This window comes from Phycisphaerae bacterium (assembly GCA_028714855.1).
In the GTDB taxonomy this organism is placed as follows: Bacteria; Planctomycetota; Phycisphaerae; order Sedimentisphaerales; family Anaerobacaceae; genus CAIYOL01.
The window spans coordinates 51,959-66,816 of record JAQTLP010000008.1 but is presented as its reverse complement, the minus strand read 5'-3'; the positions used below and the strand labels follow the sequence as shown (position 1 = coordinate 66,816).

Below are 14,858 nucleotides of genomic sequence, written 5' to 3'. Positions count from 1 at the left end.
TGCAATGCGTTTAACAAAAAAACAATCGAAATCCCGTTACGTCGTGGACAAACTTCGCGGGGTTGGCAAGATAAGCAGACGGGGAAAGACAAGTTTTGAGGAATATCATAGAGGGCAAATCAGCACCCTGAAAGAAACGGACGCCGGTGTTTATGAGCTGATAAAAAGAGAGTATGGGCGCCTGCAGGATAATATAGAGCTTCTTGCCGCGGAGAACCAGTGTTCGCGGGCTGTTTTGGCGGCGCTCGGTTCGGTTGTTCAGAATAAAACGGCAGAGGGTTTTCCGGGGGCGAGGTGTCACGGCGGCTGTGAAGTTATCGACGATGTGGAGAGACTCGCAATCGCCAGGGCCAAAGAGGCGTTCGGAGCACAATATGCAAACGTTCAGCCGCATTCCGGCACCGGCGCAAACCAAATTGTTATAACGGCGGCGTTGGAGCCGGGAGAGAAAATATTAAGTCTCGGCTCGGAGCAGGGGGGACATTATTCGCATGGGGACGAGGTTTCCCTGACCGGCAGGTTTTTCGCAGCGGAGAGTTATTACGTTGATAAGAAGACATTTCTTCTGGATTACGATGCCATTAAGGACAAGGCGCTCAAGGTAAAACCCAAGCTGATTATATGCGGCGCTTCTTTTTACGTCAGGACAATAGATTTCAAAAAGTTCAGGGAGATAGCGGACGAGGTCGGTGCGTATCTTCTGGCGGACATATCGCACATATCCGGATTAGTCTCGGCAGGCGCCCATCCGTCGCCGATGGATTACGCGCATTTTACGACAACGAGCACTTATAAGCCGGGAGGACCGAGAGGCGGGCTGATACTGATGGGGAAAGAATACGAGAAAAAGATAAAAGTGCGGGGTAAAAGCATACCTCTGTGGAAACGAATTGAGGACATAACGTTTCCGGGGGTGCAGGGGACGCCATATTTGAACCATATAGCGGCCAAAGCGGTCTTCTTCAAAGAAATGCTTACCGATGAATACAGGAGCAGACAATTCAAAATCGTGGGAAATGCGGGGAAGCTGGCAGGCTATTTGGCCGGTTTGGGGCTTGACGTGCTCACGAAAGGGACGGATAATCATATGGTCCTGATAAACGCAGCGAATTCACGGGAGCATTTGACGGGCGTGACAGCGCAGAAGTGTCTTGAGGAATGCGGCATAACCGTTGACAGAATGCGGCTGCCGTATGACGAAAGGCCGTCGGCGATTACCAGCGGCATCAGATTGGGGACGCCTATCGTTACGAGAAACGGGATGGGGGGCGAAGAGATACAGACTATAGCGGAAATGATAGATGCAGTGCTTAAACGCGTAGAGATAATAAGCGGGACGGAATATAAAATAGACAATTCATTCAGGCAGCAGGCCAGAGCTAAAGCAACTGAATTGTGCCACAGGTTTCCAATGTGGTAGTTTATTGCTGATAAGGAGACGGTAATGTATAAAGAACATACGGTTTGCGTGGTTGTTCCGGCGTATAACGAAGAACAACTCATCGGCAAAGTTCTTGAAACTATGCCGGAGTATGTTGACAAAATAGTGGTGGTGGACGACAAGAGCACAGACAGGACGGCGGAAATAGTTCGCGACGAAGCCGATAAATCTAAAGGCAGGGTCATTCTGATTCAGCACGAAGAAAACCAGGGCGTCGGAGGCGCTATCGCAAGCGGTTACAAATGGGCGCGTGATAATAAGATGTCAGCCACCGCCGTTATGGCTGGTGACGCTCAAATGGCCCCGGAGGATCTGCCAGACCTTCTGGAGCCGGTGGTGACAGGTCAGATTGATTATGCCAAAGGCAACCGGCTTTTCACCGGCAATGCGTGGAATATTATTCCGAAAGTGAGATACCTCGGTAATTCATTCCTTTCGCTCTTGACGAAAATAGCAAGCGGGTACTGGCATATTGCCGATTCCCAGACCGGCTATACCGTGATAAATCTCCGCTCTCTTGAGCTTATCGACATCGACAAGATTTATAAACGTTACGGTATGCCCAACGACCTGCTGGTTAAACTCAATATTTACAATCTAAGGGTCCGTGATGTGCCGGTCAAACCGGTTTATAACGTCGGCGGAAAGAGCGGCATAAGGATTCATCACGTCGTGCCGAAACTTTCCTGGCTGCTGCTGAAGTGTTTTTTATACAGGATGAAGGAGAAATATGTTATCAGGGATTTTCATCCGCTGATTTTCTTCTACGTGTTCGCTTTTTTGTTTGATGTCGCTACAGTGCTTCTTTTTATCAGAGTGTTTTATATATGGATTTTCCAGGGGCATATCCCGCCGATAAATGCTCTTGCGGCGATGTTTTCGTGTATTACCGCCATACAGTTTACGCTCTTTGCGATGTGGTTCGATATGGAAAGTAATAAGGATTTGAAATGAGAGATTTTACCTTAGCTGCCTGCAAAGGCGGTTTCAGGTTATTGGCATATTTCCGATACACAAACCAAATTTACTGCTATCTCCAGTGAAGCATTAAACGCCATTAGAATACACGATATTTATGGAAGCTAATAAGTAAATTTTGCAGCAGGAATCTGATATGGATAAAGTTTGTTCAAGATGCATTTTAGACGACAGGATACCGGGCATTATTTTTGACGAAAATGGGGTATGCCAGTATTGCAAGATACATGATGAACTAAAAAGAATCTACCCGCTTGACAATAAGGGTCAGGAGAATCTTGACAATTTAATTAAAAAAGCAAGAAGGAAAGGCAAAGGGGAAAAATACGATTGTATAATTGGTGTAAGTGGCGGAACAGATAGTACTTATGTATTATACCAGTTGGTACAACTTGGGATACGTCCCTTAGCTGTACATTTTGATAATGGATGGGATTCGGATATTGCAGTAAGGAATATCAAGAATGCCTGTTCCATGCTGAATGTTGATCTTTATACGTACGTGGTGGAATGGGAAGAGTTTAAAGATTTACAAATATCGTTTTTAAGAGCTTCGACTCCTGATACCGAAATTCCTACAGATGTCGGGATTCATTCGATATTAGTAAAAATGGCGGCAAAAGAAGGCGTTAAGTATGTTTTTAACGGACACTCATTCAGGGCCGAAGGTCTAATGCCAATCGGATGGACTTATATGGATGGCAAATATATTGACTATGTCCATAAAAAGTTCGGAAGTGTAAAATTGAAGACGTTTCCTAATTTTAAACTAATGGATGTTTTGTATTATAATATTATTCTTGGTATTAAAGTGATACCAATCCTTAATTATTTTAAATATGAGAAAGCCAAAATAAAACCTTTCCTGCAGAAGGAGTTAGGGTGGCAGGATTATGGCGGCCATCATCATGAATCTGTTTATACTAAATTCTACCAGTCATACCTGCTGCCAAAAAAGTTCAATATTGATAAAAGAATAGTCGATTATTCGGCGATGATAAGAGAGGGGATAACAGATAGAGAAACCGCGATTAAAGAGATAGAGCGAAATCCGCATCACGTTAAAACCGAGATTGTAGATTATGTCATCAGTAAACTGGGCCTCACGAAAGAAGAATTCAATAATATTATGAACCTGCCTGTTAAAAGTTTTAATGATTATCCTAATTATTATAAAATCATTAAATTTTTTAAAATACCGATTAAGATTTCCGTCAAACTGGGTTTAATTCCCAAATTGCTTTATCTTAAATATTTAGAAAACGAGTAAAATGATAGTTATCGTTGACTATGAAATGGGGAATCTTTGGTCTGTATTAAAAGCATTTAAAAGAATTAATGCCGACGCCATAGTTTCGTCAAAAATAGAGGACATAAAGAATGCCGGTAAATTGATACTGCCCGGCGTGGGGCATTTCAGGAACGGAATGGACAAGCTGAAAAAGCGGAACCTCATTGATATTTTGAATGAGAAGGTTCTTTCACAAAAAACTCCGATTTTAGGTATATGCCTTGGCATGCAATTGTTTACGAAACATAGCGAGGAAGGAGATTGCGAAGGTTTTGGATGGCTGGATGCCGGGACAGTAAGGTTCGATTTTAACACATCCAATTCCATTTATAAAATACCTCACATGGGCTGGAATACTATAAGACCGGAAAAGGAGTGTATTTTATATGACGGTTTGGAAAAAGATGCTTTATTTTATTTTGTCCATTCTTTTCATGTTTGCGCCGATAAAAAAGATGATATAAGCTCCACGACAGAATATAGTATCAGGTTTGTATCATCTATACAGAAGGATAATATTTACGGTACGCAATTTCATCCGGAAAAAAGTCATAAAAACGGCCTTAAGATTTTAGGAAACTTTGTTGAAAAAACATAGATTTATAACCTTTTAGAGATTTTATTTTATGTTCCGTCCGCGAGTGATTCCCTGTTTATTACTGAAGAATAAAGGATTAGTTAAAACGGTCAAGTTCAAAAGTCCCACTTATATAGGGGACCCTATGAACGCAATAAAGATTTTCAATGATCTGGAGGCGGACGAGTTGGTCTTTTTAGATATTACCGCAACTAATGAGAACAGGCTTTTGCCGCTTGACCTGGTTGAGAAAATTGCTGAGGAGGCATTTATGCCGTTTGCCGTAGGGGGAGGGATTAAAAATTTAGATGAAATAAGACAGATATTAAAAATAGGCGCTGAAAAAGTTATTATTAATACTTCATCAGTTACAAATCCAAATTTAATCAGGGAAGCATCGGATAATTTTGGGAATCAGAGTATTATTGTATCTATTGATGTTAAAAAAGATATCTGGAAGAAAAACAAGGTGTATATTAACAGCGGCAAGAAAAAGACACAGCTTGAGCCGGTTGAACACGCAAAAAAAATGGAACAATTGGGCGCCGGAGAAATTATAATTAATTCTATCGACAGAGAAGGTACAATGGCCGGTTACGATATCGATTTAATCAGAAAAGTTTCAGAAGCTGTACAAATACCCGTAGTAGCCCTTGGCGGAGCCGGTTCACTAAATGATTTTAAAGAGGCAATTGTTAATGGACATGCATCTGCTGTTGCCGCCGGGAGTATGTTTGTATTTCATGGTCCAAGAAGAGCAGTATTAATTAATTATCCTGAGGAAGAAGAGATAAAACATTTTTTGGTTTTTAACGATGAAAATACTTGTTGATATTAATCATCCTGCTCATGTTCATTTGTTTAAGTATGCCATATCGGAGCTTCGAAAGCGCGGGCACGATGTGATTATAACCGCCAGCCAAAAGGATTTGTCTTATAAACTGCTCGATGCCTACGGGTTCGATTACATCAAGATGGGGACGTACGGAGACAGCCTTGCGAAGAAGTTAATCAATTTACCGATATTGGACTGCCGAATGGTCAAAGTGGTGCTTCAGCATAAACCGGATATTTTGACCGGATTAGCGTCCTGCAGGATAGCTCATGCCGGTTTTCTGTGCAGAAAAAAGACGCTCATTCTCGATGATACCGAACATGCGACCGGTCAGATTGCGTTATATAAACCGTTCGCGACGAAAATTATGACGCCGAGCTGTTTTACATCGGATTTGGGCAAGAAGCAAATCAGGTATGAAGGTTGTCACGAGCTTGCATATCTGCATCCAAAACGGTTCACGCCTGACAGGGAGATTGCCAAAAAGTTCGGTATAGACATTTCGGAAAAATACTGCATAATTCGTTTTGTTTCGTGGAGGGCTTCGCACGATATCGGTCAGCATGGAATCGCGGATAAACAAAAGCTGAATTTCATAAAAGAAATCTCGAAATACGCCCGGCCTTATATCAGTTCGGAGGCGCAACTGCCGACAGAACTTGTGCCTTACCAGTTGAATGTGCCGCCGCATTTAGTTCATCACGTAATGGCCTTTGCTTCGTTGTACGTTGGTGAGGGCGCGACAATGGCCAGCGAATCTGCGATACTCGGCGTACCTGCGGTTTATGTCAATACGCTCCGACTCGGTTATATCGATATGCACGAGAAGTACGGCCTGCTTAAACAGACCACAGATACGAATGAGGCCTTGAAATTGTGCGTTGAATTTCTAACGGGTCAAAATGTCAAAGAAAGATGTAAAGTTGCCCAACAGAAACTGTTGAGTGAAAAGATTGATGTTACCGCATATATAGTCGAAACCATCGAACAACTGCATAAAGGCAATCTTTAATTGATTGTGAGCGGATTGTCGGGGGGAAATTTACTGTTTTTCGATTTGCGCTATGCATTTTTCCCACATGTCCTTATCGCTTGATTTATCAGTTTTAAAAACCGGAGAATTAGTAGAGGCTTTATGGGCGAGTATAGGTTCATTTTGGTAGTAATATAATTCGAAGTATTTTGCCATATTTGAATACGGGTCGTCCGGCTTGAATTCTTCCGAAGGGACCACTTTAGCTTCGAATATTATTGTTTTTACTTTAGACTTCTTTGCCTTTTGTGCCCTTCTCCAGCCGGTGTCCCTGCTGCAAAGTCCGACGATTTTTTCGATACATGGCCAAACCATTCTTATAAACTTTGAGTTTTCGAAACGCCTCCTGTTGATATAGGTGCCAAGGCGCAAAAAATTCCTCCTGACAAAATCCCAGTAAATAGTAAATTTGTTTACGTCATAAGCTGACCAATCTGGTGCGAATTCGAAATGCCGCTTCGTTTCGAAAAAACAAAAAACAGGATTAGGAAAATTATGATACATCCCCAGCTTCCATGGCGGGTAACTGACGCCAAGAGTAAAAATATTATTTTGATTTATTAAGTTTGTCAAAAAGACGTCCCAGTTTTTTTTGAGGATATGAACATCCGGGTCAAGGATTAAAGCATACGGCGTTTTGATATTTTTCATTACGACATTGAGGCCGTGAGCGTGTGCAGGCGAACCTTTAAGACTGCCGGGGTCGTTTTTGATTATGGTAACGGTTTGAAATTTTTCTTTCAGTTTTTCGATGGTTTCGTCTTTGCTATTGGTGTTATCAACGATGACAAAACGTAATCTGTCGGGGATACCGGCCTTATCGAGTAAGTTATTTAGTAATTTCTCTAAATAGGCGCAGGAATACCAATTAACCGCGGCAATAGTAATCAGGTCATTAGAAATTGGCATTTTATTTCAGTTTTAACACTATTTAAATTATGGTTTTATTTAAGCCATAATGATAAGCCAAAAAGGGCGGTTAACCAAGTATTTTCCGTGGTCAAAAAAGTCAATCTTAATCGAATATTTACAGTCTGAAGCGACGGCCGAAAGAAAGGGCGATATTTTTTAACAACCATTGTGCGAGACTGATATCCGGCACAATTTTTTTTGCCATTCTATAATCGGACAGCAGAAATCTTTTTGCGCGGATAAATTTTTGGGGCAAAAGAAGCATATCTTCTTTTAGCGGTTTTTTTGCACCAATAATATTAGCGGTATGTTGGCGATACAGAACAGTAGTCGTTGTCACGTGGATGATTTTTCCATTTTTTACAACGTTAAGGGCAATCCACCAGTCATGTATCCTGGCTTCCGGCGAAAAAGGCATTGAAATCTCTTTTGCTTTTTTATTTATCATAACCGTGCAGCCGGTAACGATGTTTCGATAAATGATTTTTTTGAGCTGACAGTCGTTCTCCGGCGATATTCTGTGAAGTTTCCAGAACGATTCTGCAATTGGCGTGAGCGTCTCATCAACCACTTTTAAGTCCGTGTGGATAAGTAAAGGTGTATTCGGCTGGGTTTTTCCTGCAGCTTCCATTGCATTTAGAGTCAGCTCGATTTTATTCGGCAGCCAGATATCGTCCTGGTCGCAGAACATAATGAATTCGCTTTGTGAGGATTCGAGTAATGCTTCAAAATTACGGACAAGTCCTAAATGTCCCTTACTATCTTCAATCAGTCGTATTTTATCAGGGCATCTGCGGGTATAATTTTTTATGATGTTTACCGTGTTGTCGGTGGAAAGGTCGTCCCTTATCAATAGCTGCCAATCTTTATAGGTTTGTGCGACGATGGAGTCTATCTGCTGAGTTAAATATTTTTCTCCGTTGTAAGTTGCCAGAAGAATATCAATCATTTTTTCTTGCCATAATTATATATTGTTGCGCCCAGAATTCTTCCAACAGGTGTAATGTGAGATTGTTCAGTATGTTATAGCGGTTTGCGGGCTCCAGCTTAAATTTTGGGATGATAAGGTTTATTGTGAAACCTGCGGATTGAATCATTTTCATCATAGTTTTTTTTGTGAAAAACCTTATATGGGTGTCGTCGAGCAGGCCGGCATTATTGTAAGTCCAGTTTCCTTTGAGGATAAGCTCCCGCACGATTCGCCAGTGTCTTATATTTGGAATACTGGTTATTATGAAACCATCTTTTTTGATATATTTTTTTAGATTGCTTATAGTCAGCCACGGGTTGTAGAGGTGTTCCAGGATATCGGCTGCTATAATATAATCGAAATATCCTTTATCGAACGGCATTTCGACGGTTTCAATATCGGCGGTTATAACCGAGTTAAGGTTTTTCTTCGCCGATTCTGCTGCTTGGGGGATTTTTTCTATACCTATAACTTCCAAGGCTTTGCCCTGTTCCTTTAAGACTTTACCCGTATTGCCTGTGCCGCATCCGATTTCCAATATCTTGTTTTTACCGGCAGGTATAAGATTAATGATGTCCCATCTTATATTGCTGAAATAATTATTTATTTTTTCCAGCATATTGCCTTTCTTTCATAATATCGTTTAAATCCGCCGAAGTTCAATGATTAAGCTCGACGTATTTGTTGCGATATTTAATAACATTTATCCCGCCTAACAATACTCCCAGAAGAATGACCAAAGCGGTGCTTAATATTCTGCTGACAAAGGAGACCAGGATTCCTTCTGCCATGCCGATGCCGAATTGCTGGCTTATGAAACCGAAGGCGATTTCCTGTATGCCGATATTGCCGGGAGTAATGACGAAGAGTGTGCTGAGTTGCAGAAGGGTGCAGAAAACGGCCAAGATTGGCAGGGACAGTCGCATATCAAAGCCTGCGAAAAGAATATAGTAAGAAAAAACTGTAACGATAAAAGCCACAATGCTGAGCAGTATTATTTTGAGCAGAAAAGAGATGTCTTTAATGTTATCGAGGGTGGTAGTCAGAACTTCAGACAGTTTTAATTTTGTCCAGTCGAGATAATGATTTTTAAAACGGATAAATCTTAAGAAAAACAAGGCCGTAATGGGCAGGATAATTATAATAGCACAGATGATAACCAGAAGGGAAGAAGCGGAAAACAGCCCTATCTTTAAATTCGGTTCGATTAACAAAATAGTCACGATAGCCAAAACCAAATTCATGCAGGTGTTCATCCACGCGAACGAGGCGAAACTGGCGATGTAGCTTGTGTAAGAAATATTATGTTCTTTTTTTAACTTTACGCCTCGGTAAACATTGCCGAGCTGTGAGAATACCAGGTTCAGGAAGTTGCCCATGATAAGGATTTTGAACCATTGCCAGAATGCGATTTTTCGGCCGCTGCATTTTTGTAATATGAGCTGTAATCTCCAGTTATGAATCAGCATGTAACCCAGCCAAAGCAGTACCAGAGCAGACAGCGTTATAAAGTTTATCCTGATAACGATGCTCAAAGAATCGCGATTGGTGTAGAAGAAGTTGGCGATGTATACGATACAGGCAGCAACAATCACGATTCTCAGAAGTGTCTTAATCTGTTTTAAGCCGAAGTGTCTGCTCATAATAAAGATTGATTTCCTGATTAACGTCTATTGCACTTTACTTGACAGGTCGAAAATCATATAAGGGTACATGCTGGCTTTGAGAAAATTACCATCCTTGGTTGTTTCACCCGAGTCGCCGGGGACATATTCGTATTTGTATGTCTGCTGAAGCTGGTTAATCAGTTCTGCCAGATTCGGGTGATACGGCACAAGATAGTAAGAGTATTCACCGGTTTTGGCAAGCTCCTGAACCCGCTGGAAGGTTGTTGCCTGCACGATGTTTCTGTCGAGATACCAGGCGATTTCAGGTCGAATGAATCCGCCTTTAGACTCGTGCTGGTTTACTATAAAGTCCTCAAAACTCAAAAGGGCTTTGTCCGGCGGAATTGCTTTGTTAAGTATTTTGAACATTTTTATTTTTGCTTCCGGCTGCCACCTGATGGAGTAATAATAATGTGCACCGACGAGGCAGCTAATCAAAAGTATGATTGCAAGTAATCCTTCCGCGGCAAATGCAAAGAACCTGTGGATTTTTTTAAGATTGTCTCCAATCGTAAGTATCGCGAGTGCTGAACCGATAGCGATTAGCGGGGCCAACGGCCGTTCCCACGTCTGATGTTTCCAGAGACAGCCTCTGAGAATAAAAAGCTGGAAAAAAGGTATTAAGAAGAACAGCCAGAAGCACGGGAATTGTAAGGCCCTTTTTCCGGTCTTGTCCTTCGGGGTCGCAAAAACAAAAAGTTGTCCTATCGTCAGGTAAGCGATTGCCGCGACAATCGCCGGAATTGTAAAGTTGGTTGCTGCGAATACCCATAATTGTGCGAACCATTTGTTCCATTCGAAGGCAGGCATTTCGCCTTTAGCGGACCGCCATTTATACAGCTCCATTATTTTGCCCGCGTCCCAGTTGTAACCTGCCGCCATAATTATAAAGTTTAAGAGCATACTACACGCCGGGGCAGCGGCGAGTATTATCAGCAAAGGCCAGTTGAACGGTTTCCTTTTTATAAGGCAGACCAGAACACAGTGTACGCCGATGCCCATTGCGAAGAAAAAGACGACCCAGTCGAATTGTATTCCCAAAAATAGCGCAACGGCCAGACAGATATAATGAAATCTTTTGGGACTTCTGGCGGTATAACCTGCTATTATCAGATAAAGCCACATAGACAGGTAGCCGAGCATTGGTCCCCAGCTGCCCATGCCAAAATAACTTGTAAGCGGGAACAATATATATATAGTTCCTGAGATAATCGCCACTAGGTCGCTGGATATATCCCGTATCATAAATATAAAGATAAGCAGCGCAAGGATATCTACGGTTATAACGCCGATTCCTGGTGCCCATTCGTTTATTCCAAATATCTCCATACAGCCTGCCGCTATCAGGACGTTTAGCTGGGGGTGGTCCCAGTATCGTTGAGGGGCTGCTTTAGGCGGATAACCGACCGCCCAGGTAGAGATGCCTTTTGTATAAGAAAGGCCGTATCTAACATGAGAGCGTGCCGCCCATGCACCGCTGGCTTGCGCCCAGCTGTGGAGGCCGTAGAACGGCCGGGCTATATCGCGAGCTATTATTGAAACAAACAATATTATAATAAGTCCCGCGCAGAACCAGAAATTAAGCGTTTTGTTTGTATGGTTTAAGTCAACCTCTTTTGTCATAATCTGTTCCTGTCTGACTACGGCACACTTCGCCCCCTATGGAGGCAGGTGTGGCGAGTCAATCCACATCATAGTAATACTTGAAATATCGGCTGTAAAGTTATATTTGACCAGTTGAAATCCCGGTGCTTCCTTGTGGTATCTAATCAAAAATTTCTTGCTTAATGATATTTTTTCTATTAGAATAAGCGTTTCCGCGAACGAATTGTAATTTATATCGTAATCTTGTTGGAGATGAGAATTATGAAACGCAATTGGTTGATTTTAACTGTCATTATGGTTGTTTCTGTCTGCTTTTTGCAGATTAGCTGGGCCGTGGCGGCAGAGGAATCTAAAACCGAGTTAAAAACGCCAGCAACGGCGGCTGGTTCTGCAAAGGACGAAAGCACTCCTGCGGCTGTTAAAGATAAGCCGGCAATTACGTTTGAAAACGTGGTTAACGATTTCGGAAACATCGCCCCGGGGTCGAAAAATGTTTGTGAGTTTAAATTTACAAATACAGGGAAAGGCTTGTTGAAAATAACAGAGGTTAGCAAGACCTGCGGCTGCACGCCATATACGCTGGAGAAAAAGGAATACGCACCGAACGAAACAGGGACCTTGAAAGTGGAATATCATGCAAGCTCTCAGACAGGGTCGGTAAGGAAAACTCTGCATGTGTCCAGTAACGACCAGGCAAATCCCAGGGTCGAATTAATCATAACGGCCGAGGTTGTATCGAAAATTAGCTTCCTCCCGAAGAAACTTGACCTTGTCCTTAACAAGGAGAACGCCGGCTGCCCGGCGATTACGATTAAAAGTCTTGACGGCCAGCCGTTTTCGATAAAAGAGGTCAAGTCGGTTGGGCGGCTTAAACCGCTCGAAAGGGCTATTACTGCTGATTATAGTTCTCCGGTGAGAGCGACGGAATTTGTTCTTAAGCCGAAGGTCGATGTGGAAAAATTGAGGGAAGAATCCGGCGGGCGTCTTGAAATTACCCTTACTCATCCGGAAAGTCCTATGATTTCTATTCCTTTTGAAGTTTTGCCGATGTTTAAGGTGACTCCGCCGTCGATTATAGTCTACAAGGCCAATTTGGAAAAGTCGGTGACAAGGGAGGTCTGGGTAATCAACAACTACGACGATGAATTCGAGATTGAGTCGACGTCATCGCAGCAAGGCACTATAAAGGTTTTGAAACAGGAAAAGGTTGATAATAATCGCTATAAGTTTGAGCTGGAGATAACACCTCCGACCGGTGAAAAAGGTCAAAATGGATTTTTCACGGACACGTTTTTTGTAAATATAAAAGGCGGCGAAAAACTGAAAATTGCCTGCAGAATGTTCTATTTGAAAAAAGCAGAGAAATCGCCTCCAATTACAGAGAAGCCATCCCCAGTTACAGAAAAGTCGTCTCCTGCAGCAGAGAAACCGTCCTCTACTGATTGAATTTGGACCTAATCAGCAGATACTTAAAATCAGGATGCTGCGTGGCTATCCCGCTGTGGCTGGCTTGGCAATTCGAGTATGAAAGTAGCTAACCGAATCATCACGGTCGTGACAGGATTAGTCCTTATAGTTGCAGCCGTGCTGAAAATCCATCAATTGCTTACCGAACCGATTATCAGCAAAGGTTTCTGGGAATCCTGGTTGTTCTTTGTATTCCAGATACCGTTGGAACTGGGACTGGGAATATGGCTTGCCTCCGGACTGTTCCGCAAGGCGGCGTGGATGATTGCCGTGCTGGCTTTCGGGTTATTTATATTGGTAACGCTGCAAAAAGGACTCATCGGGGCGGAATCCTGCGGCTGTTTCGGCAGGGTCAAGGTTAATCCGTGGATAACCTTTGCGGTGATTGATATACCCATTTTTCTTGGGCTGATTATTTTCCGCCCTAAGGGGCTGAAGCTCCTGCCGCCGCCCTGGCCGAGTGCAGCGCACTTCTTCGGTGTTGCTATACCGACATTTATAGCTTTCGGTATCATAATGCCGGTTCTTGTTTTCAATAAGCCGCCGGATAAAACGGACAAATACGAAGTAGTCCGGCCCGCCGAGTGGATTGGTCAAACCGAATGGCCAATGCTCAAGCACATCGATATTGCAGGTTCGCTGAAGTCGAATATTGTCATCGTAATGTTGTATAGTAACGAATGTGAAACTTGTCATGAAGCAATTCCGCTATACGACCGGATGGCCCGCGATATGGCCGGAAACGAGGACTCGATACGGTTCGCGTTTATTGAGATTCCTCCGTATGCTTCAGGGAAAGAGGACATTGTCCCCGTTGATACCCCTTGTTTGCAGGGAAAGCTCGATACAAGCAAGAAGTGGTATATTCAAACCCCTTTGGTAGTGGTTGTGGCCGATGGCGCGGCGGTCAAATTATGGGAGGGCGAGGCCCCGCAGCTTGATGAGATACTGAACGCTGTTCAGTAAAAAAACGCCCTTTTTTTAAGAAAAAACAGTATTAGCGGGAACCAAATGTTGTCGGTAATGTCAAATAGTACAGAGAACTGGAATATCGAATATGATAAAGACATTGCGGATAACAAGTATTATAGCGGTGGTTTTAGCGGTTTTTTTGTTTGTTTTGCCTGCGGCTTTTGGGTTTCGCGGCGATAAGCAAACAGAACAATTTCTGAAATCTGCCGGTGTGATAGAGAAATTCAAGGAGGCCAGAGGCGATAAAATCGAGGATGGCCGGCGCGAAATTTCGCCGCTTGTAAAACAGGCAGAGGCTTTTGCGTTGTATCTAAATCCTCCCCCCAAGCCAAAGCCCACACCTTCGACGACTGAGGCAAAAAGGCAGCCCAGACCTGCGGGGCCCGTTGCAGCCAAATTCAGGCTTATTGGTACCAGCCGTCATGTGTTGCAGCCGGAATTGTCACTTGCATTGATTGATGAGCCGGGCAAAGGCCTGTACTGGGTAAGACAATCCAGCCAGATAGGCCATTTAGTTGTTGAGCAGATTAAAGATGGTCTCATAGTTGTTCGAGATGGCAAAAATACTTTCGAACTTGTGGCGGAAAGGCCGGCACAAAGAAGCCTCCTTAAAGCGAGCACATCATTTGACGGCCGCATTACCGGTGATAATCCAGAGACAGGTCTCGAAGTTCAGATAAACGCCAAAGAAACGGAAGCTGTTGAGAGAGAGATATCGAATGCCGGCCGAGCCAGGCAAAAAGCTGTTCCGGCAAATGTTGAAGCTGAGGAAATAGCGGCAGCGAAAAGAGAGACTGTCTCCGACCTTGAAAATATGCGTATAAGCACCAAAGAAGCGAGGGGGCTGGGCCGTTTGGGCCGAAGGTTGAAAAACGTTCAGCAGGAGCCGGATCGAGCTGGGAATAGCAGCGCTGAGAGGGATGCAAACTTGAATGAACCGGCCTTAAATGATGCGAATATTACAGGGCAGGGATAATTCCAGTCCGCCGAGGGGCCAAGACCGATATCATCTGTCCACAGGAAGCGAAGAAAGCATCTGCTTAATTCCACTTTTCCCGAGAAGTTACACCTGATTTAAGACATACCAAAGTCTTGCTTATTTGTTCATTG

The 14,858-nt window shown here is 43.2% G+C and carries 14 protein-coding genes; 9 read left to right on the top strand and 5 right to left on the bottom strand.

What is annotated here, in order from left to right:
- Positions 1-4: 4 nt before the first annotated feature.
- From PHG53_07855 to PHG53_07830, 6 genes are all read left to right on the top strand, one after another.
- Positions 5-1,420 carry a serine hydroxymethyltransferase gene (locus PHG53_07855; GenBank protein ID MDD5381532.1) on the top strand — a complete coding sequence of 472 codons (1,416 nt, stop codon included), beginning with the start codon at positions 5-7 and terminating at the stop codon, positions 1,418-1,420.
- Positions 1,421-1,444: 24 nt separating this feature from the next.
- Positions 1,445-2,395 carry a glycosyltransferase family 2 protein gene (locus tag PHG53_07850; protein MDD5381531.1) on the top strand — a complete coding sequence of 317 codons (951 nt, stop codon included), beginning with the start codon at positions 1,445-1,447 and terminating at the stop codon, positions 2,393-2,395.
- A 160-nt stretch (positions 2,396-2,555) separates the two neighbouring features.
- Positions 2,556-3,689, top strand: coding sequence for an N-acetyl sugar amidotransferase (locus PHG53_07845; GenBank protein ID MDD5381530.1), 1,134 nt, complete (start codon positions 2,556-2,558; stop codon positions 3,687-3,689).
- A gap of 1 nt (position 3,690) precedes the next feature.
- Positions 3,691-4,308, top strand: a complete 618-nt coding sequence (gene hisH / locus PHG53_07840; protein ID MDD5381529.1) for an imidazole glycerol phosphate synthase subunit HisH — start codon at positions 3,691-3,693, stop codon at positions 4,306-4,308.
- Positions 4,309-4,336: 28 nt separating this feature from the next.
- Positions 4,337-5,119, top strand: a complete 783-nt coding sequence (locus PHG53_07835; GenBank protein MDD5381528.1) for an AglZ/HisF2 family acetamidino modification protein — start codon at positions 4,337-4,339, stop codon at positions 5,117-5,119.
- Positions 5,103-6,134, top strand: coding sequence for a DUF354 domain-containing protein (locus PHG53_07830; protein MDD5381527.1), 1,032 nt, complete (start codon positions 5,103-5,105; stop codon positions 6,132-6,134). The genes PHG53_07835 and PHG53_07830 overlap by 17 nt, the downstream gene beginning before the upstream one ends.
- A gap of 30 nt (positions 6,135-6,164) precedes the next feature.
- On the opposite strand, the gene PHG53_07825 is transcribed toward PHG53_07830, so the two are convergent.
- The 5 genes from PHG53_07825 to PHG53_07805 form a co-directional block, all read right to left on the bottom strand.
- Positions 6,165-7,064: a hypothetical protein gene (locus PHG53_07825; protein ID MDD5381526.1), complete on the bottom strand. Its 900-nt coding sequence runs from the start codon at positions 7,062-7,064 to the stop codon at positions 6,165-6,167.
- Positions 7,065-7,182: 118 nt separating this feature from the next.
- Positions 7,183-8,016, bottom strand: a complete 834-nt coding sequence (locus PHG53_07820; protein ID MDD5381525.1) for a glycosyltransferase family 2 protein — start codon at positions 8,014-8,016, stop codon at positions 7,183-7,185.
- The gene (locus tag PHG53_07815) at positions 8,009-8,656 is read right to left on the bottom strand and encodes a class I SAM-dependent methyltransferase (GenBank protein MDD5381524.1); all 648 of its coding nucleotides are present in this window, start codon (positions 8,654-8,656) and stop codon (positions 8,009-8,011) included. The genes PHG53_07820 and PHG53_07815 overlap by 8 nt, the downstream gene beginning before the upstream one ends.
- 40 nt (positions 8,657-8,696) lie before the next feature.
- Positions 8,697-9,680, bottom strand: coding sequence for a lysylphosphatidylglycerol synthase transmembrane domain-containing protein (locus PHG53_07810; protein MDD5381523.1), 984 nt, complete (start codon positions 9,678-9,680; stop codon positions 8,697-8,699).
- 27 nt (positions 9,681-9,707) lie between these two features.
- Complete coding sequence (locus PHG53_07805) at positions 9,708-11,327, bottom strand: hypothetical protein (protein ID MDD5381522.1); 1,620 nt, start codon at positions 11,325-11,327, stop codon at positions 9,708-9,710.
- A gap of 243 nt (positions 11,328-11,570) precedes the next feature.
- Here PHG53_07805 and PHG53_07800 point away from each other — a divergent pair, with 243 nt between their 5' ends.
- The 3 genes from PHG53_07800 to PHG53_07790 all read left to right on the top strand — a co-directional run bounded on the left by PHG53_07800 (position 11,571) and on the right by PHG53_07790 (position 14,724).
- Positions 11,571-12,755, top strand: a complete 1,185-nt coding sequence (locus PHG53_07800; protein ID MDD5381521.1) for a DUF1573 domain-containing protein — start codon at positions 11,571-11,573, stop codon at positions 12,753-12,755.
- 78 nt (positions 12,756-12,833) lie between these two features.
- The gene (locus tag PHG53_07795) at positions 12,834-13,742 is read left to right on the top strand and encodes a hypothetical protein (protein MDD5381520.1); all 909 of its coding nucleotides are present in this window, start codon (positions 12,834-12,836) and stop codon (positions 13,740-13,742) included.
- 91 nt (positions 13,743-13,833) lie between these two features.
- On the top strand, positions 13,834-14,724 hold the full coding sequence (locus PHG53_07790; protein ID MDD5381519.1) for a hypothetical protein: 891 nt from the start codon (positions 13,834-13,836) through the stop codon (positions 14,722-14,724).
- The last annotated feature ends 134 nt before the right edge of the window (positions 14,725-14,858 follow it).

Coding starts and splice junctions, on each gene's coding strand:
- PHG53_07855 (MDD5381532.1), top strand. CDS start 5: ATGCGTTTAACAAAAAAACAATCGAAATCCCGTTACGTCGTGGACAAA.
- PHG53_07850 (MDD5381531.1), top strand. CDS start 1,445: ATGTATAAAGAACATACGGTTTGCGTGGTTGTTCCGGCGTATAACGAA.
- PHG53_07845 (MDD5381530.1), top strand. CDS start 2,556: ATGGATAAAGTTTGTTCAAGATGCATTTTAGACGACAGGATACCGGGC.
- hisH (MDD5381529.1), top strand. CDS start 3,691: ATGATAGTTATCGTTGACTATGAAATGGGGAATCTTTGGTCTGTATTA.
- PHG53_07835 (MDD5381528.1), top strand. CDS start 4,337: ATGTTCCGTCCGCGAGTGATTCCCTGTTTATTACTGAAGAATAAAGGA.
- PHG53_07830 (MDD5381527.1), top strand. CDS start 5,103: ATGAAAATACTTGTTGATATTAATCATCCTGCTCATGTTCATTTGTTT.
- PHG53_07825 (MDD5381526.1), bottom strand. CDS start 7,064: ATGCCAATTTCTAATGACCTGATTACTATTGCCGCGGTTAATTGGTAT.
- PHG53_07820 (MDD5381525.1), bottom strand. CDS start 8,016: ATGATTGATATTCTTCTGGCAACTTACAACGGAGAAAAATATTTAACT.
- PHG53_07815 (MDD5381524.1), bottom strand. CDS start 8,656: ATGCTGGAAAAAATAAATAATTATTTCAGCAATATAAGATGGGACATC.
- PHG53_07810 (MDD5381523.1), bottom strand. CDS start 9,680: ATGAGCAGACACTTCGGCTTAAAACAGATTAAGACACTTCTGAGAATC.
- PHG53_07805 (MDD5381522.1), bottom strand. CDS start 11,327: ATGACAAAAGAGGTTGACTTAAACCATACAAACAAAACGCTTAATTTC.
- PHG53_07800 (MDD5381521.1), top strand. CDS start 11,571: ATGAAACGCAATTGGTTGATTTTAACTGTCATTATGGTTGTTTCTGTC.
- PHG53_07795 (MDD5381520.1), top strand. CDS start 12,834: ATGAAAGTAGCTAACCGAATCATCACGGTCGTGACAGGATTAGTCCTT.
- PHG53_07790 (MDD5381519.1), top strand. CDS start 13,834: ATGATAAAGACATTGCGGATAACAAGTATTATAGCGGTGGTTTTAGCG.